The organism is Actinoplanes sp. CA-030573, assembly GCF_050951115.1.
Taxonomy (GTDB): Bacteria; Actinomycetota; Actinomycetes; order Mycobacteriales; family Micromonosporaceae; genus Actinoplanes.
In genome coordinates, this window is the sequence record NZ_CP192038.1 from 8,057,601 (window position 1) to 8,080,755 (window position 23,155).

Annotated in this window: 25 protein-coding genes; 11 read left to right on the forward strand and 14 right to left on the reverse strand. The window is 71.4% G+C overall.

What is annotated here, in order from left to right:
* Positions 1–20: 20 nt before the first annotated feature.
* Together ACQP2F_RS37100 and ACQP2F_RS37105 are read right to left on the reverse strand one after the other, a co-directional pair.
* Positions 21–995, reverse strand: coding sequence for an FAD:protein FMN transferase (locus ACQP2F_RS37100; RefSeq protein ID WP_433295927.1), 975 nt, complete (start codon positions 993–995; stop codon positions 21–23).
* 1 nt (position 996) lies between these two features.
* Positions 997–1,281 carry a hypothetical protein gene (locus ACQP2F_RS37105; protein WP_433295929.1) on the reverse strand — a complete coding sequence of 95 codons (285 nt, stop codon included), beginning with the start codon at positions 1,279–1,281 and terminating at the stop codon, positions 997–999.
* Between the two features lie 190 nt (positions 1,282–1,471).
* Here ACQP2F_RS37105 and ACQP2F_RS37110 point away from each other — a divergent pair, with 190 nt between their 5' ends.
* Positions 1,472–2,320 carry an alpha/beta hydrolase gene (locus ACQP2F_RS37110; protein WP_433295931.1) on the forward strand — a complete coding sequence of 283 codons (849 nt, stop codon included), beginning with the start codon at positions 1,472–1,474 and terminating at the stop codon, positions 2,318–2,320.
* A gap of 6 nt (positions 2,321–2,326) precedes the next feature.
* Here ACQP2F_RS37110 and ACQP2F_RS37115 read toward each other — a convergent pair whose 3' ends face one another.
* The 6 genes from ACQP2F_RS37115 to ACQP2F_RS37140 all read right to left on the reverse strand — a co-directional run bounded on the left by ACQP2F_RS37115 (position 2,327) and on the right by ACQP2F_RS37140 (position 7,818).
* Positions 2,327–2,944, reverse strand: a complete 618-nt coding sequence (locus tag ACQP2F_RS37115) for a response regulator (RefSeq protein WP_433295933.1) — start codon at positions 2,942–2,944, stop codon at positions 2,327–2,329.
* Entirely contained in the window at positions 2,941–4,068 is a 1,128-nt protein-coding gene (locus ACQP2F_RS37120; protein WP_433295935.1) for a sensor histidine kinase, read from the reverse strand. The genes ACQP2F_RS37115 and ACQP2F_RS37120 overlap by 4 nt, the downstream gene beginning before the upstream one ends.
* Complete coding sequence (locus ACQP2F_RS37125; RefSeq protein ID WP_433295937.1) at positions 4,065–4,877, reverse strand: ABC transporter permease; 813 nt, start codon at positions 4,875–4,877, stop codon at positions 4,065–4,067. The genes ACQP2F_RS37120 and ACQP2F_RS37125 overlap by 4 nt, the downstream gene beginning before the upstream one ends.
* A complete protein-coding gene (locus ACQP2F_RS37130; RefSeq protein ID WP_433295939.1) occupies positions 4,874–5,710 on the reverse strand; it encodes an ABC transporter ATP-binding protein in 837 nt (278 codons plus the stop codon). Before ACQP2F_RS37130 ends, ACQP2F_RS37125 begins: the two co-directional genes overlap by 4 nt.
* Positions 5,711–6,163: 453 nt before the next feature.
* Positions 6,164–6,910: an ABC transporter permease gene (locus ACQP2F_RS37135; protein WP_433295941.1), complete on the reverse strand. Its 747-nt coding sequence runs from the start codon at positions 6,908–6,910 to the stop codon at positions 6,164–6,166.
* Entirely contained in the window at positions 6,907–7,818 is a 912-nt protein-coding gene (locus ACQP2F_RS37140; protein WP_433295944.1) for an ATP-binding cassette domain-containing protein, read from the reverse strand. Before ACQP2F_RS37140 ends, ACQP2F_RS37135 begins: the two co-directional genes overlap by 4 nt.
* Before the next feature lie 132 nt (positions 7,819–7,950).
* Here ACQP2F_RS37140 and rnhA point away from each other — a divergent pair, with 132 nt between their 5' ends.
* A complete protein-coding gene (rnhA, locus tag ACQP2F_RS37145) occupies positions 7,951–8,406 on the forward strand; it encodes a ribonuclease HI (RefSeq protein WP_433295946.1) in 456 nt (151 codons plus the stop codon).
* On the opposite strand, the gene ACQP2F_RS37150 is transcribed toward rnhA, so the two are convergent.
* On the reverse strand, positions 8,386–8,802 hold the full coding sequence (locus tag ACQP2F_RS37150; protein ID WP_433295948.1) for a MarR family winged helix-turn-helix transcriptional regulator: 417 nt from the start codon (positions 8,800–8,802) through the stop codon (positions 8,386–8,388). The genes rnhA and ACQP2F_RS37150 overlap by 21 nt on opposite strands.
* 45 nt (positions 8,803–8,847) lie before the next feature.
* On the opposite strand from ACQP2F_RS37150, the gene ACQP2F_RS37155 reads away from it, so the two are divergent.
* Positions 8,848–9,423, forward strand: coding sequence for a TIGR03086 family metal-binding protein (locus ACQP2F_RS37155; RefSeq protein ID WP_433295950.1), 576 nt, complete (start codon positions 8,848–8,850; stop codon positions 9,421–9,423).
* Positions 9,420–10,238, forward strand: coding sequence for an LLM class flavin-dependent oxidoreductase (locus ACQP2F_RS37160; protein WP_433295952.1), 819 nt, complete (start codon positions 9,420–9,422; stop codon positions 10,236–10,238). The genes ACQP2F_RS37155 and ACQP2F_RS37160 overlap by 4 nt, the downstream gene beginning before the upstream one ends.
* Positions 10,239–10,513: 275 nt before the next feature.
* Here ACQP2F_RS37160 and ACQP2F_RS37165 read toward each other — a convergent pair whose 3' ends face one another.
* From ACQP2F_RS37165 to ACQP2F_RS37180, 4 genes are all read right to left on the reverse strand, one after another.
* The gene (locus tag ACQP2F_RS37165; RefSeq protein WP_433295954.1) at positions 10,514–12,463 is read right to left on the reverse strand and encodes a hypothetical protein; all 1,950 of its coding nucleotides are present in this window, start codon (positions 12,461–12,463) and stop codon (positions 10,514–10,516) included.
* Positions 12,464–12,593: 130 nt separating this feature from the next.
* Positions 12,594–12,941 carry an MmcQ/YjbR family DNA-binding protein gene (locus ACQP2F_RS37170; RefSeq protein ID WP_433295956.1) on the reverse strand — a complete coding sequence of 116 codons (348 nt, stop codon included), beginning with the start codon at positions 12,939–12,941 and terminating at the stop codon, positions 12,594–12,596.
* A gap of 67 nt (positions 12,942–13,008) precedes the next feature.
* Positions 13,009–13,806, reverse strand: a complete 798-nt coding sequence (locus ACQP2F_RS37175) for a hypothetical protein (RefSeq protein WP_433295958.1) — start codon at positions 13,804–13,806, stop codon at positions 13,009–13,011.
* 77 nt (positions 13,807–13,883) lie between these two features.
* Positions 13,884–16,691, reverse strand: a complete 2,808-nt coding sequence (locus ACQP2F_RS37180; protein ID WP_433295960.1) for an ATP-binding protein — start codon at positions 16,689–16,691, stop codon at positions 13,884–13,886.
* Between the two features lie 118 nt (positions 16,692–16,809).
* On the opposite strand from ACQP2F_RS37180, the gene ACQP2F_RS37185 reads away from it, so the two are divergent.
* The 7 genes from ACQP2F_RS37185 (at position 16,810) to ACQP2F_RS37215 (ending at position 22,676) form a co-directional block, all read left to right on the forward strand.
* Entirely contained in the window at positions 16,810–17,058 is a 249-nt protein-coding gene (locus ACQP2F_RS37185; RefSeq protein ID WP_433295962.1) for an SCO4226 family nickel-binding protein, read from the forward strand.
* Between the two features lie 26 nt (positions 17,059–17,084).
* Positions 17,085–17,912 (forward strand): DUF1932 domain-containing protein, encoded by an 828-nt coding sequence (locus tag ACQP2F_RS37190; RefSeq protein ID WP_433295964.1) that lies wholly within the window; start codon positions 17,085–17,087, stop codon positions 17,910–17,912.
* A 67-nt stretch (positions 17,913–17,979) separates the two neighbouring features.
* Positions 17,980–18,996: a LacI family DNA-binding transcriptional regulator gene (locus ACQP2F_RS37195; RefSeq protein WP_433295966.1), complete on the forward strand. Its 1,017-nt coding sequence runs from the start codon at positions 17,980–17,982 to the stop codon at positions 18,994–18,996.
* Between the two features lie 120 nt (positions 18,997–19,116).
* Positions 19,117–20,385 carry an ABC transporter substrate-binding protein gene (locus tag ACQP2F_RS37200; protein ID WP_433295968.1) on the forward strand — a complete coding sequence of 423 codons (1,269 nt, stop codon included), beginning with the start codon at positions 19,117–19,119 and terminating at the stop codon, positions 20,383–20,385.
* 78 nt (positions 20,386–20,463) lie between these two features.
* Positions 20,464–21,357, forward strand: coding sequence for a carbohydrate ABC transporter permease (locus ACQP2F_RS37205; protein ID WP_433295970.1), 894 nt, complete (start codon positions 20,464–20,466; stop codon positions 21,355–21,357).
* Positions 21,354–22,238, forward strand: coding sequence for a carbohydrate ABC transporter permease (locus tag ACQP2F_RS37210; protein WP_433295972.1), 885 nt, complete (start codon positions 21,354–21,356; stop codon positions 22,236–22,238). Before ACQP2F_RS37205 ends, ACQP2F_RS37210 begins: the two co-directional genes overlap by 4 nt.
* 99 nt (positions 22,239–22,337) lie before the next feature.
* Complete coding sequence (locus ACQP2F_RS37215) at positions 22,338–22,676, forward strand: hypothetical protein (protein ID WP_433295974.1); 339 nt, start codon at positions 22,338–22,340, stop codon at positions 22,674–22,676.
* 12 nt (positions 22,677–22,688) lie between these two features.
* On the opposite strand, the gene ACQP2F_RS37220 is transcribed toward ACQP2F_RS37215, so the two are convergent.
* Positions 22,689–23,120, reverse strand: coding sequence for a hypothetical protein (locus tag ACQP2F_RS37220; protein ID WP_433295976.1), 432 nt, complete (start codon positions 23,118–23,120; stop codon positions 22,689–22,691).
* Between the last annotated feature and the right edge of the window lie 35 nt (positions 23,121–23,155).

Consider the following 23,155-nt stretch of genomic DNA (forward strand, 5'->3'; position numbering starts at 1 on the left):
GCCCCGCGTCAGCCCGCCGCTCACGACGGCCACCCGCCCCGCGTGAGCACGTCGAGGCCCGGGGTCACCAGCCGGCTCGGCGCGCGGCCGAGCAGGTCGGGGGCGGCGTGCCCGCGGACGATCGCCGCGGTGCTCAGCGTGTTCGCCCGCAGGCAGCTGAAGGCGGCCACCGACACCGTGCGCCAGACCGGCGCGGCCGGGCGGCCGGTGCGCGGGTCGACGATGTGGTGCAGCAGCTCGCCGGGGCGGCCCCAGGTGCGGCCCGCGGTGCTGGAGGTCGCGAGGGCGGTGCCGGCCGGCAGGCGTACGGTCGCCGCGGGGTCGCCCGGCCGGTCCTGCACCAGCACCCGCCACGCACCGCCCGCCGGGGCACGCCCCGCGGTCGCGATGTCGCCGCCCAGCGCGACCAGCACGCCGACGTCGAGCCGCTCGGCCACCCGGGCCGCGGCCCGGTCGGCCGCCACCGCCTTCGCCGTCGCCCCCAGATCGAGCAGCACCCCATCCGGCACGGTCAGCACCCCGCCGAGCCCGGCCGGCACCGCACCGGGCCCGGCCGGCGCGCCGACGGTCGTTGACGCGGTCTGGAGCCGCACCGCTCGCCAGTCGGGGGTCGGGAAGACCCGCACCGCCGGCGCCACCGCCCGTCCGGTGATCGCCGCGAAGTCGCGGTCGTAGCCGAGCCCGCACAGCGCCGCGCCCACCGTCGGGTCGACCGCGCCGTCGGTCTCCCGGGCCGCGTCGAGGGCGGCGCCGACCAGGTGGGCGAGCAGCGGGCCGACCGGCACCGGCCGCCCGCCGGACCGGCACGCCCGCCGCAGCTCGGAGTCGGCGCGGAACCGGCTGCACGCCGCGTCCACGGCCGCCAGCTCGCGCGCGACCAGGTCGGTGGCCTCGGCCAGCCGGGCCGGGTCGGTGACCACGATCCGGGCGGTCGTGCCCCAGACCGGCCACTGTGCGGTGTCGGCGCCGATCGGCAGGGTCTCCACGAGTGGCATGTCACGACCCTCCCGAGGTGGCCTGGCCGCCGTCGCTGCTGCCGCTCAGGCTCGGATAGGTGCCGGCGCTCTGGTCGCCGCTCGAGCCGGACGTCGTCGAAGAGCCGTCCGAGGTCGTCGAGCTCTCCGAGGTCGTCGCGCTTCCCGAGGTCGTCGCGCTGGTCCCGCCCGAACCCGAGTCGGCGGCGTAGGCGGCCACGCCGACGGCGGCCGTCCCGGCCAGGCTTGCCGCGACCAAGGCGCCGGTGAGCAGCGTCGTCCTGCGCAGTCCGGTGTCCCGCTTCATCCCGTCGCTCCCCCTTCGTTGACCACTCAACCGATCGTGGGGCGCGGGCTTGGCTCTGACCTGTGCCGATCCTTCGCGGTTCCTGTGAACTCAGATGTAACAAGAAGTAAGTCGATCGGCCGTATCGGCGAAGGCTGCTTGCTCCCTAGATTGATTTCCGAAGCGCTGACGACCTAGGGGGAACTCCACAATGTCCGTCATTCCGCAGCACACCCTCGACGACATCGACCGGGTCAACGCCACCGGCCTCACCCCGGTGGTCTTCATCCACGGACTGTGGCTGCTGCCGAGTAGCTGGGACCGCTGGGCCGAGGTCTTCCAGGCGGCCGGCTACGCCCCGATCTCCCCCGGCTGGCCCGACGACCCGGAGACGGTCGAGGAGGCCAAGGCGCATCCGGAGGTGTTCGCGGGCAAGACGGTCGGGCAGGTCGCCGACCACTACGCCGAGGTGATCGGCAAGCTCGACAAGCAGCCGGCCGTGATCGGCCACTCGTTCGGCGGCCTGCTCGCGCAGATCCTCGCCGGGCGCGGCCTGTCCAACGCGACCGTGGCCATCGACGCCGCGCCGTTCCAGGGCGTCCTGCCGCTGCCGATCTCGACGCTGCGCGCCGCCTCGGCGGTGCTGAAGAACCCGGCCAACTACAGCAAGGCGATTCCGCTGACCTACGAGCAGTTCCGGTACGCCTTCGCCAATGCGGTCAGCGAGGAGGAGGCGCACGAGCTGTACGACCAGTTCGCCGTGCCGGCCCCGGGCGCGCCGCTCTTCCAGGGCGCCGTGGCGAACTTCAACCCGTGGAGCGAGGTCAAGGTCGACCACGAGAACGCGTACCGTGGCCCGCTTCTGATCATCTCCGGCGCCAAGGACCACACCGTCCCGCCGGCCATCGTCGAGGCCAACTACAAGATCCAGCAGAAGAACAGCGGGGTCACCGAGTTCGCCTCGATCCCGGACCGCGGGCACTCGCTGACCATCGACAGGGGCTGGCTCGAGGTCGCCAACACCGCGCTCGCGTTCGTGCAGCGGTTCAGCGAGCGCTGACGCCTGCTACAGCAGGCCGTGCCGCATCGCCGTGGTCACCGCGGCGGTGCGGTCGGCCACGTCCAGCTTGTTGAAGACGCGCAGCAGGTGGGTCTTCACGGTGGCCTCCGAGATGAACAGCCGCTTGCCGATGTCGGCGTTGGTCAGCCCGCTCGCCACCAGCCGCAACACCTCGGCCTCGCGGGCCGACAACGCGGGGGGCGCGGGCTGCCGCACCTGACGGACCAAAGTGGACGCCACGCTCGGCGCGAGCACGGTCTCGCCCCGGGCCGCGGCCCGCACGGCGTCGGCGAGCTCGGCCGGCGACGCGTCCTTGAGCAGGTAACCGCAGGCGCCGGCCTCGATCGCGCGCAGGATGTCGCGGTCCGACTCGTATGTGGTGAGCACCATGACCTTCGTGCCGGGGACGCTCTTGAGGATCCGCTCGGTCGCCGAGACGCCGTCGCCGTCCGGCATCCGCAGGTCCATCAGCACGATGTCGGGTTGCTCGGCGGCGGCCAGCGCCACGCCGGCGTCGCCCGACCCGGCCTCGCCCACCACGGTGAGGTCGGGCTCGGCGTCGAGCATGCCGCGCAGCCCATGCCGTACGACCGGATGGTCGTCCACCAGGATGATCCGGATCATGCCGGCACCTCCAGCTCGATCGTCGTGCCCATCTCCGGGTCGCTGAGCACGGTCAGCGAGCCCGCCACCTGGTCGGCGCGGGCGCGCATGCCGTTGAGCCCGAAGCCGTCGGCCGCCGCCGGGTCGAAGCCGTGGCCGTCGTCGCGGACCACGAGCCGCACCGACGCCGGGCCGTAGGCGAGCAGCACCGCCGCCTCGTGGGCGCCCGCGTGCCGGCGCACGTTGGTCAGCGCCTCCTGGGCGGCGCGCAGCAGCACGACCTCGACCTTGGTCGGCAGCTCCCGCTCGTCGCCGGTCACCCGGACGGTCGCCGGCGTGCCGGTCTCCGCCGAGAAGCGGGCGGCCTGCCGGCGTACGGAATCGGGAAGTGAGCCCTCGGCCAGCGCGGCCGGCGCCAAAGCCGCCACCAGGGCCCGCGACTCGGCCAGGTTTTCCTTCGCGGTGCGGACCGCGAGGGCCAGCCGCTCGTCGCGCAGCGCCGGGTCGGCGGCCTGGAGCAACGTGATGATGCTGGTGAAGCCCTGGGCCAGCGTGTCGTGGATCTCGCCGGCCAGGCGCGCCCGCTCGGCCGACACCCCCGCCTCGTGCGACAGGCGCGCCACCTCGGCCCGGCTCGCCTCCAGCTCGGCGATCAACTGGCCGCGCTCGACGTTCTGCTCGATCACCCGGATGATCCAGAAGCCGAGCCAGATGCCGGTCGCCGCGGAGATCAGCGCGATGATCAGGTCGGAGCGCAACATCTCCGGCGCCGTGAACAGATCGACCGCTGGTGTTACCAGGTTGACCACAATGACCAGCACGATCGCGACCCGCATGCCGACCAGTTGGAAGATCAGCGGGATCATCGCGAACAGCAGCCAGGTGGCGAAGGGGATAAGCGTGACCGCGATGGCAAAAAGGACAACATGGACTATCGCCGTCGTCGGATTTTCCCGATTTACCCGGATCTGTCGGCGGTCGACCGTGAGATGCACGATGATCATCACGCCGATGACGCCGGCCGCGACGAGCCGGCGCCACAGCGCGTGATGATCGCCGATCAGGACCGCTCCGGCCACCGCGAGCGCGACCACCCCGAAGTACACGTCCCACCACTGCGAATACCGCATGTGGGCTTCGGTCATCGGTCCTTCTCGGTCCAGCGGAACGTCACCAGGCACAGCGCCAATCCGATCACACACCAGGCGCCCAGCACCAAGGCGGTCCGGCCCAGCTCCCACTGCCCGGCCGCCTCGAACTGCTTCATGCGGTCGGGCAGGAACACGTACCGGAAGCCCTGGCTCATCCATTTGACCGGGAAGAACGACGCCACCGTGATCAGCCAGGACGGCAGCTGGGTGATCGGGTGGATGAAGACGCCGGAGATGAACTGCAGCGCCACCACCGGGACGTTGAGGATCGCGCCGGCCGTGCGGGCGTGCTTGACGATCGAGCTGACCGCGATGCCGCAGGCGGTGCAGGCGAACGTCGACAGCAGGAACAGCCAGGCGAACGTCACCCAGTGCGCCGCATCCGGCACCGGCATGCCGAAGACCAGCACCCCGACCAGGATCAGCAGCGCCGCCTCGGCCACGCTCAGGACCAAGACCAGGATCAACTTCCCGAGCAGGTACGCCGCCGGCGTGATCGGCGTGCCGTGCAGGCGCTTCAGGGTGCCGTCCTCGCGATCCATCGCCACGCCCGAGCCCATCGTCACGAACGCGGTGGAAAGGATCCCGTACGCGATCATGCTGGCCGAGTAGACCTGGCTCGCGCTGACGCCGGTCTCGTCGTACGAGTCGCCGAAGATCGTGCCGAACAGCAGCAGCAACATCGCCGGAAAGGCGAACGTGAAGACGACCGCCGTGCGGTCCCGCCGGAACTGGAGCAGCTCCACCCCTCCCCGCCGCAAGCCCACGTTCACCGTCGACGGCAGGATCATCGTGGTGGTCATCGGGTCGCTCCGATCAGGTTGAGGTAGACGTCCTCGAGCGTGGGACGGGTGACGGTGAGCGTGGTGAGATCGGCGCCGTCCTTGACCAGCCGCGTGATCAGCTCGGTCGGGTCGGCCACCTGCTCGCTCCGCGCGACGCCGACCTCCCGCCAACCGACCTTGGCGCCGCGGCCGGCCCGCCCGCCGAGCGTGGCCGGCGTGCCCTCGGCCACGACGAGCCCCCCGGCGAGCACCGCCAGCCGGTCGGCCAGGGCTTCGGCCTCCTCCAGGTAGTGCGTGGTGAGCAGGATCGTGGTGCCTTCCGCGGCCAGGCCCCGGATCAGATCCCAGAACCGCCGGCGGGCCGCCGGGTCGAACCCGGTCGTCGGCTCGTCCAGAAAGAGCAGCTCGGGCCGCCCCACGATGCCCAGCGCCACGTCCACCCGCCGGCGTTGCCCGCCGGACAGCTGCCGGATCCTGCTGCCCGCCTTCTCGGTGAGACCGACCAGCTCGATCACCTCGTCGGCCGGCCGCGGTTCCGGGTAGAAGCCGGCCACGTGCCGAACCATCTCCCGTACGGTCAGGTCGGCACCGTCGTCGGCATCCTGCAGAACGACCCCGATGCGGGCCCGCCAGCCCCGCCCGGCCGTGCCGGGATCGCCGCCGAGCACGCGCACTTCCCCGTGATCCCGCCGCCGATGCCCCTCGAGGATCTCCACGGTCGTCGTCTTGCCGGCGCCGTTCGGCCCGAGAAGGGCGAACACCTCGCCGCGGGTGACGCTCAGGTCGATGCCGCGGACCGCTTCGTGGCCGCGGTAGCTCTTGCGAAGTCCCCTGACTTCGATGGCGTTCATGCAAATGATGGTGGTGGTTCGGGGGTGGTGAGCGGGACGACTGGGAGGCGGTCAGCGGTTGTCCACCGATCGATGGACAGGCTGGGGGGAAGGTGGTGGCTTGAGCGGCGGTGAGGGATCGGCTCCTGGGGTGGCCGGGGTGTGGAAGGCGGCTTGCAGGTCCCGGCGGCTGGAGAGAGCGGCTGACAGCTGCCGCTGTGGAGAGCGGCGGCGCCGTCGGGCCGCCACGAACGAGTCATCGCGATCGCGCGACCGCCCGCTTCGCTCTGCTTACGTATGCGCGCTCCAGCGACCTCGAACGCAGAGCGTTGAAGACTTCGTACAGCCAGCGAGCACGGAATCATCAAGATCTGCCCATCCCGACCCGCAAGCAAGGAGAGGCGGCCGCACGCCCGCCCGAGCCGCGCGCATGGAAAGCGGCTGGACGCCCGGTTCAAGCCCGACGCGACTTGCTCACTCCCAGCGGAACTTCTTCGCCGCCGCTACCAGGCACACCGCTGCCCACACCGCCAGACTCGCCCACGAGCCCAGCGGCACCGGCTGATCGTGGGACAGCGTCGCCCGCAAGGCCTCGGCGTGGGCGGCCAGCGGCAGGAACTCGGAGATCTGGCTGGGCGCCGCGAACATGATGCCGCCCGCCGCCAGCATCAGGACGTAGATCAAGGTGGCCAGGCCGGTCGTCGTCTCCGGCTTCAGGACGCTGGCCAGCAACAGGGCCAGACCGCTGTACGCCGCGGTGGCCAGCACGGTCACGCCGAGCGCCGGGAGGAGCTGGCCGGCGTGCGGGCGCCAGCCGACGGCCATTCCGACGGCGGCCAGCACCAGCAACTGCACGACGATCAGCGCCAGGACGGCGGCGGTCTTGGCGAACAGCAGACCGGGCCGGCTCAGCGGGGACGCGCCCAGTCGCTTCAGAACGCCGTAACTGCGCTCGTAACCGGTCGTGATGGCCTGGCCGGTGAAGGCGGTGGACATCACGGTGAGAGCGAGGACGCCGGGGACCACGTACGCGAGGCGGTCGCCCCCGGGGACGTTGGTGACCTTGGTGAGGCCGGCGCCGAGCAGGACCAGCAGCGGTACGCCCATGGCCAGCACGACGGCCTCGCCACGCCGGGCGGTCAGCGTCAGCTCCATCCGGACCTGGCTGCGGAGGATCGCCTTGGTGCTGTTGCGCGCGGGCGCCGGCGCGAAGGTGCTCATCGGGTGACTCCCGCCTTGTCGCTGGACAGCGCCAGATATACGTCCTCGAGGGTGCGCCGGCGGGTGTTCACGGCGGTGACCTGGGCGCCGGCCCGGGCGAACCACGCCAGCACGTCGGCGATCGCGGCCGCGTCGAGGGCGCCGGTGATCTCGTACTCGCCGGGGTTGCGCTCGGCGATCTTCAGGCCGGGCAGCTGCGGCTTCAGGGCCGGCTCCGCGCGTACCTCCAAGAGATCTATGCCCGCCGCGGCCGTCAGCTCGGCCGGGGTGCCGGTTGCCGCCACCCGGCCCGATCGCATGATCACCACGTCGTGGGCGAGGCGCTCGGCCTCGTCGAGCAGGTGGGTCGTGAGCAGGACCGACACGCCGTCGCGGGTGAGCTCCTCGATCAGGTCCCAGGTGGTGTGGCGCGCCTCGGTGTCCATGCCGGCCGTCGGCTCGTCGAGGAAGACCAGCTCGGGCCGGCCGACCAGGGCCACCGCCAGCGACAGGCGCTGCTGCTCGCCGCCGGAGAGCCGGCGGTACCGGGTCTTGGCGAACTTGTGCAGGCCGAGGCGCTCCATCAGGAAGCCGGGGTCGATCGGGTTCGCCGAGAAGGACGCGAAGAGGTGCAGGAGCTCGCCGGCGGTCGCCCACGGGTACATGCCGCCGGACTGGAGCATGATGCCGAGCCGGGGCATGAGCTCGTCGTGGTCCCGGACCGGGTCGAGGCCGAGGACCGTGCACGCGCCGCCGTCGGCCGGCCGGAAGCCCTCGCACACCTGCAGCAGGCTGGTCTTGCCGGCGCCGTTGTGCCCGAGCAGGGCCAGCACCCGGCCGCGTGGCACCGTCAGCGACACTCCGTCGACGGCCACCGTGGCGCCGTAGCGCACGACGACGTCCCGACACTCGACCGCGCCGTCACTCACTCGTGGACCCCTTCCGCCCCGGCCACCTTACGTGCCACTCGCTGTCACCCCGCTGAGGGCGGCACCGGGCATGGCCGGTCTCACTCCGGATGACCGGAAGGGTGAGCAAATCACGGTCGGTAAGGTGCTCGCATGAGCGTGGTGGAGATCTACACCGACGGGGCCTGCGTGCCCAATCCCGGCCCCGGCGGCTGGGGTGCGGTGCTGCGTTACGGCACCCGGGAAAAAGATCTCTGCGGCGGTACGGCCGAGTCCACCACGAACAACCGGATGGAGCTGCTGGCCCCGATCAGCGCGCTCGAGGCGCTCAACCGGGCGCCGATGACGGTCATGCTCTACACCGACAGCATCTACGTGCGCGACGGGATCACGAAGTGGCTGCCGCGGTGGAAGGCGAACGGCTGGCAGACCTCGGCCAAGCAGCCGGTCAAGAACGTGGACCTCTGGCAGCGCCTCGACGAGGCGGTCCGCCGGCACGACGTGCAGTGGCACTGGGTCAAGGGCCACGCCGGCCATCCGGAGAACGAGCGGGCCGATCGGCTGGCGGCCCGGGGGCTGCAGGAAGCTTTAGCCGCTGAGCGCGCGTAGCGTACGGATGAAGAGGTCTTTGTCTTCGGTATCGCCCAGAAGCGCCTCTTCGCCGCGGCGGATCTCGGCCTGAACGGCCCGCTGCAGCTCCTCCCCCGCCGGCGTCAGCCCCAGCAGGCGGGCCCGGCGATCGGCGGGATCCGGCTCACGCTCGATCAGACCACGTCGCTGCAGGTCATCGAGCACCGGGATGAGCCGCGTCTTGTCGGCGCCGATCGAGGCGGCGAGCGCGGCCTGGGCGCGGGCCGGACGCTCGCGCAGCGCGGTCAGCACGATGTACGCCCACATGGTCACCCCGTGGCGCTCCAGGATCGGCTGCTCCATGGCGAGCAGGCGGCGGCCCAGCCGCAGCACCATCGCGCCCAGGTCGGGTCGGTCGCTCTCCACATCCGGCATCCTCCTACTCTTGCGAAACCGTAAGCTCATGTAGATGATAAGCGAATGAGTATTATTTCCCTGGACGCGCTCGCGGTGAAGGAGACCGTGCGGCTCGTCGCCCAGCTCACCCCCGCCGATCTGTCCCGGCCGACGCCCTGCGCCGAGTGGGACCTGGCAGCGCTGCTCACCCACATGACCGTGCAGAACCGCGGGTTCGCGCTGGCCGCGGCGGGCTTGGCGGCCGATTGGTCAACCCCGCGGATTCCCGATCCCGTACGGTCGTATCTGGCCAGTTGTGACCAGGTGATCGACGCCTTCGCCGACCCCGATGTGCTGAACCGTGAGTTCGAGCTGCCCGAGATCAGCACCGTCCGCACGTTCCCGGGCTCGCTTGCGATCGGCTTCCATCTGGTCGACTACGTCGTGCACGGGTGGGACGTGGCCACCGCCGCCGGCCTGCCGTTCGAGCCGTCGCCGGAGGTGCTCGAGGCGACCCTCCCGCTGGCGCGCGCCGTGCCGCCCGGCTCGCCCGCCTTCGCGCCGGCGCTGCCCGTGCCGCCCGGGGCCGACACGCTCACCGAGATCCTCCTGCGGCTCGGCCGGAAAGTGTCGGGGGGTGCTGCTACGAAGGACGCATGACCCTACGGTTCGGCGTGATCCTCCCGGGCGGCACCGCCCGCGAGCAGCTCGACCAGGCGGTCCTGGCCGAGCGGTCCGGTTGGGACGGCGTCTTCGTGTGGGAGGCGGCCTACGGCATCGACGCGTGGTCCCTGCTCTCCGCGATCGCGGCCCGCACCACGCGGGTGCGCCTCGGCACCATCCTGACCCCGCTGCCCTGGCGCCGCCCGTGGAAGGTGGCGAGTCAGGTGGCCACCCTCGATCAGCTCTCCGGCGGCCGGGCCGTCCTCGGCATCGGCGTCGGCGCCGTCACCACCGACCTGCCGGTCACCGGCGAGCCGACCGACCTGCGCTTGCGGGCCGCCATGATGGACGAGGGCATCGACCTGATCCGCGCGGTCTGGTCCGGGGCGCGGGTCTATCAGGGCGAGCATTACACGTACGTGACGGACCGTGACGACCTCGGCGAAGTGGCCCGACCGGTGCAGGAGCGCATCCCCATCTGGGTGGTCGGCGTCTGGCCGCGCCCCAAGTCGATGCGGCGGGTGCTGCGCTGCGACGGCCTCATCCCCGGTCACGACCCGTCCCCGTCGGCGGTGCGCGACATCCGCCGCTGGCTCACCGAGCACGGCGCCCCCGCCGGCTTCGACATCCTGGCCGAGGGCGAGACGCCGCCCGACGACCGCGCAGCCGCCAGCGCGACCGTAGCGCCGTGGGCCGAGGCCGGCGCCACGTGGTGGATGGAGACGCGCTGGGAGATGCCACACAACTCGGCGGACCGCATGGCCGAGATCGAGGCCCGGATAGCCGCCGGCCCACCCCAGGCCCCGTCATGACGGCGGCCCGCACCCGCCGACCCACGCCCGGCGCCCACGCCCGCCGGCCATGCCCCGCCCGCGCCCGCCACCTCCGCGCGCCCGCCACCTCCGCGCGCCCGCCACCTCCGCGCGCCCCGCCACCTCCGCCCGCCCGCGCCCGCAGCCACTCCTGCGCTCTGGCCTGCGCCCCCGCCGGCCGCCCCGGCCCCGGCGCCGGCCCCGGCCCCGGCCTGCGACCGCCCGCGTGCAAAGCCCGCGCCTCTTGCTGCCGGTTCGCCCTTGCCTACCGTCGTTCAGGCCTTCTGGCGGATCCAGGCGGCGCAGGCCTTGTCCACCTTCGCGAACGGCTGCCCGAAAGCGTCCCTCGCGGCGTCCTCATAGGACTCGTCCCGCAGCAGGACCAGCCGGACGAAGCGCAACATCTTCGGCTGCCCATACTTCTGGGCCAGGCAGTCGACCGCGAAGTGGCTCAGGCCGTAATACGCGTCGCCGGCTCGGGCGGAGGCGTCGCTGCGCGGCTGGGCCGGGATCATCGACGCCGGGCGCTTGCCGGCGATCGACCATTCGACGCTGCGCCGGCGGTAGCTGTCGGTGGCGTGCTTCGGCGACCAGCCGATGTACTCGGCGACGCCCTCGCGCAGCCATTCGTCGCGATCGTGGTAAGTCGTCGTGCCGGTCAGGGTGATCACGTGGCCGAACTCGTGCTGCAACGTCACCCGCAACTCGGTGGGCGACTCGATGCGGCGCACCCGCAAGACCACGTCATAGCCGTATTGACTGATCGGGGTGGCGTATCCGATCACCCACTTGTCGTTCTTCCCGCCGTACCATCGCCGCCATTGCTCTTCGCCGGCGAGAAACACGCGGTATCGGCTCTGCCGCGCGAGCAGCATGCCGGCGAACGGCTCGTCGGCGGCCGCCGCCTTCTCGGCGATCGGAAGGATCCGGGCCAGGTACGGTGCTTCGCTCGCATCGGCCCCGACGACGACCCGCTGCCCCTTGACCACCTGCAGCTTGCCGTCCTGCCAGGGCACGGGCCCGAGGTTGTCCGCCTCGGGACGGTCCCGGACGGCCGTGATCACGTACCGGCCGCCAAGGTTTTTCATCGTGAGCGAGAGCCCGATGGCCGCCGGATCACCCCCGCCGCACGTGTCGGCCCCGAAGCAGTAGTCGACCCGAGCCGGAAACGTGAACGCCGACGGGTCCTTCTTGTCGATGACGCTGATGCCCGGCGTGTACGAGAAGCGCGTCACCCCCAGCGCCCGGAGTGTCCGGAAGAGTCCCCGGTACTGCGCCACGAGGGCCGGCTTCCCCGGATCGACGACCGCCATCCAGCCGGCCTCGTCCCCGTCGACAAGGGCGGCCCCGTGCCGCTGCAGCTCCCGAGCCGCGGCCTCGAACGGCCTCTCCGCAACCGGCGGGTAGCGATACTCACCGGTCGGCCCTGCTAGTCCGGGCGCCACGGAGCCGTGCCCCGCCAAGCCGGCCGCCCCCGATCCGGGCGCCACCGAGCCGGGCCGCGCCGAGCTGGACGCTCCTTCGGCCTGGGCGGATCGTTCGCGCCCATCCCCGAAGATGAACCCGATCGAGGCCAGCACCGCAACGGCAACGGCCCCGGCAAGCATGATCCGCACTGCCGCGAGCCGCCCGCCCGGGCCCACCGCGGGTTCGCTCACGCGCAGCGCCGAGGGCCCGGCCCCGAGCGCGTAGGGTGCCGGGTGCCCAGCCATCACGGCGGGCAACCAATTGGTTGGCTCGGGCGGGAAAAGCGCGTGGTCGGCGGGCGGAAGCGTGACATCGGCAAGCGCGAGCGGAGCATCGGGAGGCGCGAGCGGGACATCGGCCTGAGCGACGGAAGCGGGCACGAGGGGTGCGACGGAAGCGGGCACGAGGGGTGCGACGGAAGCGGGCACGAGGGGGGCGACGAAAGCAGGCGCGAGCGCGGCATCGGCCTGAGCGACGAAAGCAGGCGCGACCGCGGCATCGGCCTGAGCGACGACAGCGGGCGCGAGCGCGGCATCGGCCTGAGCGACGAAAGCGGGCGCGAGCGGGGCATCGGCCGGTGCGGGGACGCTCTCGGCCGGCAAGACGGCGGCGGGCACGCCCGCGGCGTCCGCGAGGGCGCCACCGGCCGGCGCACCAACGCCGGCCGGTGTGACGGCGTTCAGCGGCGCCTTGGCATCCTCCGACGGTGGGCGCTGTGCTGGGATGCTTGGCGGTCCGGGTGCGTCGTCCTCCGGCATGGCGTCCCCCGATTGTGCCGCTCGTGGACCGGCCGCGCCGGTGGGTTGGCGTCGGGAGAGTACACGTGCGTGGGTTCGGGGATCACTGCGACGCGAGCCACCGGGCTTCGGTCGTCGGGAAACGGGGGGCTCATGCCAGCCTCGGCAGGTAGGCGGCCCACACCTTCTTGGGCACGACCATGCGCCACGCGTCGAGGACCAGCTCGGTCATCTGCTCCTCGTCGAGCTCGGCCATCCAGGCCTGCACCCAGTTGAACCGCATGTCGGACTCGCGGGGCAGGTGGAACGTGCGCGGCTCGGCGGCGACCAGCGCGGCCCGCTCCTCCTTGGGGAAGCCGAAGCCCATGACCGTCTCGTCGCGGGAGAACGCGACATAGACGATGCTGCCCACCCGGAACTTGACCCGGTCGCGGATCAGATGCTCCTTGCTGCGGGGTAGATCGCGGCAGATCGCGCGTACGTCGTCGACGGTGACCATGCCGGAAAGCTACGCCGGGGGTACGACACTTTCCCGCCCGGCGAGCAGAGCAAAGGGCGGGAAAAGGTCAGGACTGGCGGGGCTTCGGCACGGAGAGGCGCGTGGTGGGTTCCTCGGGCAGGCCGGGGCCGTCGGCGTCCGGGATCTTGGCGCGGAACACCCGGTCGGGCGGCAGCCGGTAGGTCGCGGCCTGCACCAGCTCGTCGGGCACGGTGTGGCGACCGTTCGACGCCGGTGCGGACGGCTGGGGCTCGGCATCGGCCGGTGGGCGCGGATCCGGAAAGGTCCGGTAGGTGAGGCCGCCGACCGCCGGCGGCTCGCCGACGATGTGCGAGGAGGGCGGGGGCGGCACGGGAAACCCCATGGACGCGGCGGGTTCCGGGGCGGGCGGAGACGAGGGAGAGGAGGGGGCGGCGGGAGAAGAGCCGGGGGCGGCGGAACGTCGCAACAGCGCCGGGGGAAGGTTCGGAGCTGTGGACGACGGGAGGTCCGCCGAGCCGGGGAGCGCGGCCGCAACCGGCACGGTGGGCTCTGCGGGCGACAAGGACGGCGAGAAAGGGGAGGGCGACGAAGACGAGGGGGAGGACGAAGGGGAAGCGGACAAGACCGATCGCTCGGCGACCAGGGCGCCGTCCAGGACGGGCTGGACCGGGGCCGAGCCGCGCACGCCGCGGCGCGGGGCGATCAGGCGGGCGGCCAGGCTGAAGATGCTTCTGGTGGCGGTGTCGTAGCCGTCCCGGTACGCCTCCTCGCGATCCTGCTCCATCTGATACCTCTGGTGCATCCGGCCGGCGGCGTAGCCGCAGCAGGCGACGAAGACGGCCATCAGGGTGAAGAGCAGAGCGGAGTTGCCGGGCGCGGTCATGGTTCCGATTGTGGCCAACTTGATCGATCGGCAGCTATGGCCCGTTTGACGTACCCCGATCGAATGAGCGCGCCGGATCAGCCGCGCGCGGCCATCCACGCGGCGATCTGCGCGCGCCGGGAAACGCCCAGCTTGGTGCGGATGTGCTCGACGTGCGCGGCCGCCGTCTTCGGCGCAATGGTCAGTTCGGCGGCGATCTGCCGGTTGGTCATCCCGGCCGCGACGAGACGAGCCACCTCGACCTCCCGCGACGACAACGAGGGAAAAGACGAAAGATCCGGCTTGGGTACGGACGGAAGAGCGTCCACGCCCGGCGGCCCGAGGTGCTCGGGAATGCGCGCGCCGACTCCGGCGTACGCGTCGCGGGCCGATCCGCAGAACGCCGCCGCCTCGGCCGGGCGCCGGCTGCGTGCCGCGCACCGGGCCTGGTCCACCAGCACGGCCGCGCCCTCCCAGAACCGCCGCCGCGAGCGCCAGAACGAGTCAGCCGCGGCCAGCTCGGCCCGTGCCTTGCCGGTCTGCCCCTCGTGGAGGTGGATGAGCCCGCGAGCGTGGGACAGGGCGCCCAGCGTCCCGGGAATCCCCCGCTCCTCGAGCAGGTCGCCGGCGCGTCCGAGCCATTCGCGGGCGGCCGTGCCCCCGGTACGCGCCAGATGAGCGCGGACGCCCGTCACGACGTACGGGAACAGATAGGCCGCATCACGCACCCGGGCCGACGCCGCATATCCCTCCTCGCACCGCGCGATCGCCGTGTCGAGGTCGCCGCCGAGCAGGGCCACCTCGGCCAGCCCCCACCAGGCCGGCGACATGCGCTGCAGCTCCCGCATGCCGGCGCCGAGCGACGCCGCCTCGTCCAGATGCTCCACCGCGCTCGCCGGCGCGCCGCGGCCCATCGCGACGTAACCGAGCACGTGCAGCGCCGTGATCCGGGTCGTGATGCCGCCACCGTCGGCCAGCGCCTGCCGGGCCGCCGCCTCCGCCGCCGGCCAGTCGCCGGTCGCCCACAGCACGTGGCCGAGGTGGGCGGTCAGATAGTGCCGGTCGTTGAACTGCTCGACCCGTTCGGCGTACGCGATGCCCTCGGGCAGCCACCGCATCGCCAGGTCGTACTCCACCAGCACCGACGCGCTCGAGCCGAGCATCCGGTAGCCGCGCGCGGTCTGGCCCTCGAACCGCCACGCCTTGGCCCGCTCGATCGAGCCCTCGAGCAGCGCGACCCCCTCGTCGTGCCGGCCGGCGAAGAGGAAGACCGAGCCGAGCGTGGCGTCGAGGTTGCAGCGCATCGCGCGGTCGCAGTCCTCGACCGCGATCGAGCGGGCCAGCTCACCGTCCTCGATCGCCTCGGCCAGACGGCGATCCAGCATGTACGCCGCCGCCAGCGCCGCGTGGATGTCGGCGCGCACCTCCTGGGCCTGGTCGTCGGTGCGGAACGCGATGAGCGGCAGCGCGCCGCGCAGGGCCGCCGCCCGCTCGTCGAGGCTCGCCCCCAGCAGATGCCGCACGGCGACCCAGGCCGGCACCAGGGCGGCCGCCGCGAGCGGGTCGCCGAGCCGGAGCCGCAGCCGGTACGCCTCCTCGTAGCAGGAGGCCGCCGCCTCGTTGTCGTCGACGGCGGCCAGCTCCCCGGCGAGGGAGGTCAACAGCTCCGCGGCCGACAAATCGGAAAGGTCGGATGGCTGGGTCCGTTGCCCACGCCGGAGAAGCTCGACCGCCTCCCGATGGGCCGACATCGCAATCGCCTCGGCCGCCGCCGTCATGGCGTACCGATGAGCGGGCACGGGCAGTGCCGCCCGCTCGAACTGGCCGCTGACGAAGGCCGCCGGAAAGCCGGCTTCCACCGCCGCGGCCGCCGCGGCCGCGTGCAGCTCCCGGCGCCGGTGCGGCAGTAGATCGGCATAGAGCGCATCGCGGATCAACGCATGCCGAAAGTCGAATGACGAGTTGTCCGGGTTTATCTGGACGAAGAACCGCTCGCTCAGCTCCCGGAGGCCGGAGTCAACGGCGGCAGGCCCCTCCCCGGTGATGGCCGTCAGCAGGTCCAGGTCGAAGGACCGCCCCAGCACGGAAGCGACCCCGGCCAGCTCCCGGGCCGACGGCGACAACTGCGAAGCCCGGGCCAGGACCGCGTCGGCCAGCGTGTCCGGCACCCGGTCGCGGACGGCCAGGAACTCCTCGACGTGCAACGGGATCCCGTCGCTGCGCTCGAAGACGGCCCCGGTCACGCCGCCGGGCAGCGCGTCACCGGCGATGGCCGACGCCATGACCGCCGTGTCGGCGCGCGAGAGCCGGGACAGGCGGACCTCCTCCGCGTACCGCTGCGTCAGCAACCTGGTCCGCCACGCCCGCATCGGCACCCGCGGGTAGAGCTCGTCGCTGCGGTACGTGCCGACCAGCAGCAGCGGCAACGACGACGCGCGCCGGCCCAGCCGCCCGAGCACGTCCAGTGTCAGCTCGTCGGCCCAGTGCAGGTCCTCCAGCGCCACCAGCAGCGGCCCGGACGCGGCCCGCGAGATCATCTCGGTCAGGTCGGCCACCAGCAGGCGGCGCTGCCGGTCGGCGTCCCCGTCGGCGAGCTCGCGCAGCCGGGAAGCGACCCGGGCACCGACCTCCGCGACCGCCGCGCACCGGCGCAGCTCCACCCCGAGGTCGGCGAGCATCCCACCGGCCACTTCGGAGTCGCCGGGGGACGCGCCCGCGGTGATCACGGTGAACCCGGTGGCCCGGCGCAGGATCTCGGCGAGCAGCCGGGTCTTGCCGATCCCGGCCTCGCCGGCCAGGAACAGCAGCTCGCCGCGCCCGTCGGCGGCCGCGGCCAGACGGCGCTCGGCCAGGGCGACCAGATCGTCCCGCCCGACCAGCACCGGACTGCTCAGCGCGCTGTCCACGCCCGCGACTTTAGGTCACCCGACCGGGCCTTCCTAGGTGCAATGACCGATGTCCGACTGCGCCCCGCCGGGCAGTCTTCGCATGTCAGCACCATCGCGACCGAGGAGGGGCACAGTCGTGGCTCAGTTCATGGACGTGCACAGCGGGTTCCACGGCGTCACGCCGGAGCAGCTGCTGGAGGCACACCAGGCCGACCAGAAGATCGAGGGTGAGGAGGGCGTGACCTTCGAGCGCGCCTGGCTCGACCCGGAGGCGGGCAAGGTGTTCTGCCTGAGCACCGGACCGAGCAAGGAGGCCGTGCTGCGCATCCACGAGCGCGCCGGCCACCCGACGACCGAGATCTACGAGCTGACCACCGAGGTGTGAGCGGACGCCCGACGTACTGTCGGGCCATGCCGATCGTCGGAATCGTCAGTGCGGGGCAGATGGGGGCGGCGCTCGGCGCCGCCCTCAACGGCGTCCGCGTCGTCACCACCCTCGAGGGCCGCTCCGAGCGCACGGCCCGGCTGGCGGGCGCGGCCGGGCTCGAGGTCCTGCCGACGCTGCGGGCGGTGACCGAGGCGGCCGACGTCGTGCTCTCGGTGACGCCGCCGGGGCAGGCGCGGGCGGCCGCGCGCTTGCTTGCGAAATCAACAGATTCGAACACGGTGGTGGCCGACCTCAACGCGGTCTCCCCCACGACGATGGCCGCCATCGCGGACGACCTGGCCGGCCGGCGGGTCGTCGACGGCGCGATCAGTGGACCGCCGCCGGCGCCGGGCGGCCAGACCACCATCTATCTGGCCGGGGCCGACGCCGGGCTGGTCGCCGCGTTGCCATGGGCGGCGAGCGTCGAGACCGTCGTCGTGGGTGCGGCCATCGGGTCGGCGAGCGCCGTGAAGATGTGCACCGGGAGCGTGTACAAGGGGCTGACCGCGCTGATCACACAGGCTCTGCGGACGGCGGAAGCCAACGGGGTGCTGGCTCACGTCGTACGGGATCTGGATCGCAACCGTCTCGCCCAGGTCGCCGGTGTTGCGCGATCGGCGCCGAAGGCGCATCGTTTTGTCGCCGAGATGCGCGAGGTGGCCGCCACCCAGGAGGCCGCCGGGCTCACCCCGGAGCTGTTCACCAGCATCGCCGAGGTCTACGCCGAGATCGCCCGCACCCGGCTGGCCGAGGGCTACCCGGAAGAGGTGACCGACCTGTCACCCGCCGAGATAGTGGCGCGACTTGCCTGATAGGCGGGGACGACATCGATGTCATAATCTGAGTCGACCGACCGCCCGCCCGAGCCTCCGGAGCGCCATGCCCGCCGACGATGGAACCGTTCGCCGGCCGACGCTGACGGAGGTGGCCGCCCTCGCCGGGGTCAGCCTCAAGACAGCATCGCGCGCCCTCAACCGCGAGCCCAACGTGGCACCGTCGACCGGGCGCCGGGTGCGCGACGCCGCCGACTCGCTCGGCTACCGGCTCAACGGCATCGCCCGTGAGCTGCGCCGCGGGGCCACCAGCGCGCTGGTCGGGCTGGTCAGCGGCGACCTGGCCAACCCGTTCTACTCCGCGGTGGCCAGCGGCATCGAGCGCGAGCTGCGCCAGCACGGCCTGCTGCTGATCACGGCCAACAACGACGAGGACGCCGAGCTCGAGCGCAGCCAGATCGACGCGTTCCTCGAGCGGCGGGTGCGGGCGTTGCTGATCATCCCGAGCGGCGACGACCACGAGTATCTCTCGATCGAGGGCAACCGGGGCGTCCCGTTCGTCTTCCTCGACCGCCCGCCGGACGACCTGGCCGCCGACGCCGTGCTGATCGACAACGTGGGCGGCGCCCGGTCGGCCGGCGCGCACCTGCTGGCGCACGGGCACCGGCGGATCGCGCTGGTCGCCGACCTGGCCCGGATGGCGCCGCAGCGGGGCCGGATCGACGGCTTCGTGAGCGCGATGCGGGCGGCCGGCAACAGGGAGTGGGAGCCCTATCTCCGGACGGATGTGCACGACGTGCGCCACGCCGAGCGTACGGTCCGGGAACTGCTCGCCCTCGACCCGGCGCCGACCGCGATCTTCACCACCAACAACCGGCTCACCACTGGTGCCCTGCGCGCCCTGCGTGACCGGCGAACACCGCCCGCCCTGGTCGGTTTCGACGACTTCGACCTGGCCGACGTGCTCGGCATAACGGTGGTCGCGCACGACATGACGGCCATCGGGCGCGAGGCGGCACGGCTCGCCTACGAGCGGATCAGCGGCCATACTGGCCCGGCGCGAACCATCGTGATTTCGACTTCCGTGATCGCTCGCGGTAGTGGTGAACGTTCACCACACTGATCCACAAAGGTCCACACGTAACGACACGGAAACAGCCGTTGACACTTGTGCGGTTCAGGCGGCACGGTACTCCCCGACGTACTTGACAACGATGTCAATCTCTGAATGGGGAGATGGCTTATGGGTTTCACTCGGCGGGCCGCTGTAGCGGTTGTCGGTGTCGCCGCGCTGCTGACGGCCACGGCCTGCGGGTCGAGCGACGACAGCAACGGCGGAGGCTCCGGCTCCAAGAAGGTGGAAGTCTTCACGTGGTGGGCCGACGGCGGCGAGAAGGCCGGTCTCGACGGCCTCGTCGCGCAGTTCGGCAAGGACTGTGCCGGCCAGGAGTTCGTCAACGGCGCCGTCGCCGGCGGCGCGGGCGCGAACGCCAAGAACGTGCTCGCCTCCCGGCTCCAGCAGAGCGACCCGCCGGACACGTTCCAGGCGCACGCCGGCGCCGAGCTCAAGGACTACATCAACGCCGGCCAGATCGAGGACATCAGCGCCGACTACGACACCTGGGGCCTGAAGAGCGCGTTCCCGCAGGGCCTGATCGACAACCTGACCGTCGGCGGCAAGATCTACTCGGTGCCGGCGAACATCCACCGGGCCAACGTGGTCTGGACCAACAAGAAGGTCCTGTCCGACGCCGGCATCACCTCCGACCCGACCGACATGGCCGGCTTCATCGCCGACCTCGACAAGGTCAAGGCCAAGGGCATCAAGACCCCGCTGGCCGTCGGCAAGGACTGGACGATGCTGATGCTGCTCGAGTCGGTGCTCATCACCGACCTCGGCGCGGACAAGTTCACCGGCCTGTGGAACGGCTCGACCGACTGGAACGGCGCGGACGTCACGAAGGGCATCAACGACTTCAAGACGCTGCTCACCTACACCAACACCGACCGCGACGCCCTCGACTGGACCGACGCGGAGAAGCTGGTCATGGACGGCAAGGCCGCCTACCAGCTGATGGGTGACTGGGAGGCCGCCGACCTCGACGCCAAGGGCTTCAAGGACTACGGCTGGTTCACCTTCCCGGGCAACGGCCAGACCTTCCAGTGGCTCGCCGACTCGTTCGTGCTGCCCAAGGGCGCCAAGAACGTCGACGGCACCAAGTGCTGGCTGAAGACGGTCGGCTCGGCCGACGGCCAGAAGGCGTTCAACACCAAGAAGGGCTCGATCCCGGCCCGTACCGACGCCGCCCCGGCCGACTACCCGAAGTACCAGCAGGCCGCCATGGCCGACTGGAAGACCTTCAAGCAGGCGCCGTCCTGCGCCCACGGCTCGGCCTGCTCGCAGGGCTTCCAGGGCGCGGCCAACTCGGCGCTGGGCGCTTTCTCCACCAACCAGGACGTGGCCGGTCTGCAGAAGGCGATGGCCACCGCCGCCTCGCAGTTCGCCAAGTAGGTAAATCTGCAAGCCCGGGCGGGACGGCCAGCGCCGTCCCGCCCGAGGTGCGTTCGCGCGTTCGCGTAAGGAGCCCTGATGCGCCGACTCCGGCACTGGGGACCGGGCCTGCTGCTGCTCTCCCCCTCGCTCATTCTGCTGGCCGTCTTCGTCTACGGCCTGATCGCCTGGACCACGAAGGTTTCCGTCTCCGACCAGCACACCGCGCTGGAGTCGAAGGGCTTCGTCGGGCTCGAGAACTACAAGAACCTGTTCACCAACGACATCCAGGACCGGTTCACCCACTCGCTGAAGAACCTGCTCATCTTCACGGTGGTGTTCCTGGTCGGCGCCATGTTCTTCGGCCTGCTATGGGCGTTCCTGCTCGAGCGGGGCATCCGGGCCGAGGGCTTCTTCCGTACGGTCTACCTCTTCCCGATGGCGGTCAGCTTCGTCGCCTCCGGCGTGGTGTGGCGCTGGCTGATGAACCCGGTGATCGGCGACGGGGCCGGCGGCATCAACGCCCTCTTCGCGGCGCTGCACCTGGACTTCCTGCAGAACAAATGGTGGACCAACCCGAACTGGGGCATGGCGGCGATGGCGATGCCGGCCATCTGGCAGCTTTCCGGGTACGTGATGGCGTTGTTCCTGGCCGGGTTCCGGGGCATACCGCAGGAGCTCCGCGAGGCCGCGGCCGTGGACGGCGCGAGCACCTACCGGCTGTACCGGAACGTGATCTTCCCGCAGCTGACGCCGGTCGCGCTCTCCGCCCTGATCATCCTCGGGCACATGTCGATGAAGATGTTCGACCTGATCATGAGCGTCTCCGGCCCGCAGTGGCTCACCGAGGTACCCGCCGTCTACGTCTGGCAGACGTTGCTGACCAGCGACTACGCGAAGGCGGCGGCGATCTCGATCGTCCTGCTGCTGCTGGTCGCCGTCGTCATCGTCCCCTACCTGATCTACACGAACCGGGCGGAGAAGAACTCATGACCACGGTTGCCGCACCGCCCGCTCCGGTCGAGACGCTGGCGCCCCGGCGCAGGCCGCGCCGCTCGTCCGGCCCGGGCGCGATCGTCAAGTACGCGCTGGCGATCCTCTTCCTGATCCTGGTGCTGATGCCGCTGTACGTGCTGATCGTGACCAGCTTCAAGTCCGGCTCCGACATCGGCGTCACCAGCCAGTGGAACCTGCCCGAGCACTGGACGACCTCGTCCTGGGCGAAGGCGTGGACGTCGCTGAAGCCATCGTTCTTCCGCACGTTCCAGCTGGCCGTCCCGGTCGCGGTGATCTCGTCGGTGATCGGCGCGGCCAACGGCTTCGTGCTGTCGCGCTGGCGCTTCCCGGGCGCCGACGTCGTCTTCACGCTGATCCTGTTCGGCATGTTCATCCCGTACCAGGCGGTCATGATCCCGCTGCGGGAGATCGTCACCACGATCGGCATCCCGCCCGGCATCCCGACCCTGGTCTTCGTGCACTGCATCTACGGCATCCCGATCTGCACGCTGATCTTCCGCAACTACTACGCCACCACGGTCCCCGAGGAACTCGTGGAGGCGGCCCGCGTCGACGGCGCCGGGCTGCTGCGGACGTTCGCCTGGATCATCCTGCCGATCTCGATCCCCGGCTTCGTGGTCACGATCATCTGGCAGTTCACGTCGGCGTGGAACGACTACCTGTTCGCGATCTTCCTGTCGAACACCCGCAATGGGCCGATCACGATCGCGCTCAACGCCCTGGCCGGCGCGCAGTCGCCGGACTACGCGGCCTCGATGGCGGGCGCGCTGATCACGTCGCTGCCCACGCTGATCGTCTACGTGCTGCTCGGTCGCTGGTTCATCGGCGGCCTGATGGCCGGCTCGGTCAAGAGCTGATATCGATTCCCCGGCACGTCGGCAACGACGTGCCGGGGAAGGGTGAATTGTCCGCTCCGGATGAGGCGTCCGCCGGGCCCGAACAATAGGGTTGTCCACGTGACCACCGAGGACCGGCCGGCCGACGGCTTCAGCGCACGCATGGCCTTCGCCCGGCAGAAGGACCCGGCCGAGCCCGCCCGGCGCACGCACCTGCATCTCAAGCTGGTGGCGGTCACTCTTGCCTGGTTGGTCGCGGTTCCCCTGCTTCTGGTGTACGGCGTGAGCAGTCCCCGCCATCCGGAGAGCGTCTTCGACCTGACCGCCTTCGTCACGCTGCTCGGCCCGTTCGTGGCCGCCGTGATCGCCACCAAGAACCGCCGTTTCGGCCTCGGCGGCGCTTACGTGGTGCTCACCCTGTTGATGGTCCTCCCGGCGGCCTACATCACCCGCCTCTGACGCCGGCCCCGGTCAGCCGGCGCAGCGGACGAAGGTGGCGATGTTCGTGCGCTGGGGGCCGCCGTAATCGACGTGAACGGCATCGAGCTCGATCCGGCGACGTTCCATGCTGACCGGGTCCGCCTCGGTGCCGGCGAGACAGTGCGGAAACCCTTCGCCGTGAAGAGTGCCGGCGGCATCCTCCCACTGGCCGGTGACCTGATAGGTCGTGTCGCCGGCCAACGGGTCGCGCACCTCGCCGTCGGCCTCGAAGGCGATCAGCCGGGTTTCGGCGTTGGACCAGGTCACCGTGCCGGCGAGCCGCTCGACGGTCGCCGTGTGCGGATCGTCCGCGAACCGGCCGTAACCGAGACCGGCGGCCAGCCCGATCACGACCGGCAACGCGTACATCAGCCAGCGTGGCAGCCGCGCGAGACGGCGCGCGAAGGAAGCGGGAATCGGCACGCGGGCACCCTACCCCGGATGATCATGCCGACGGG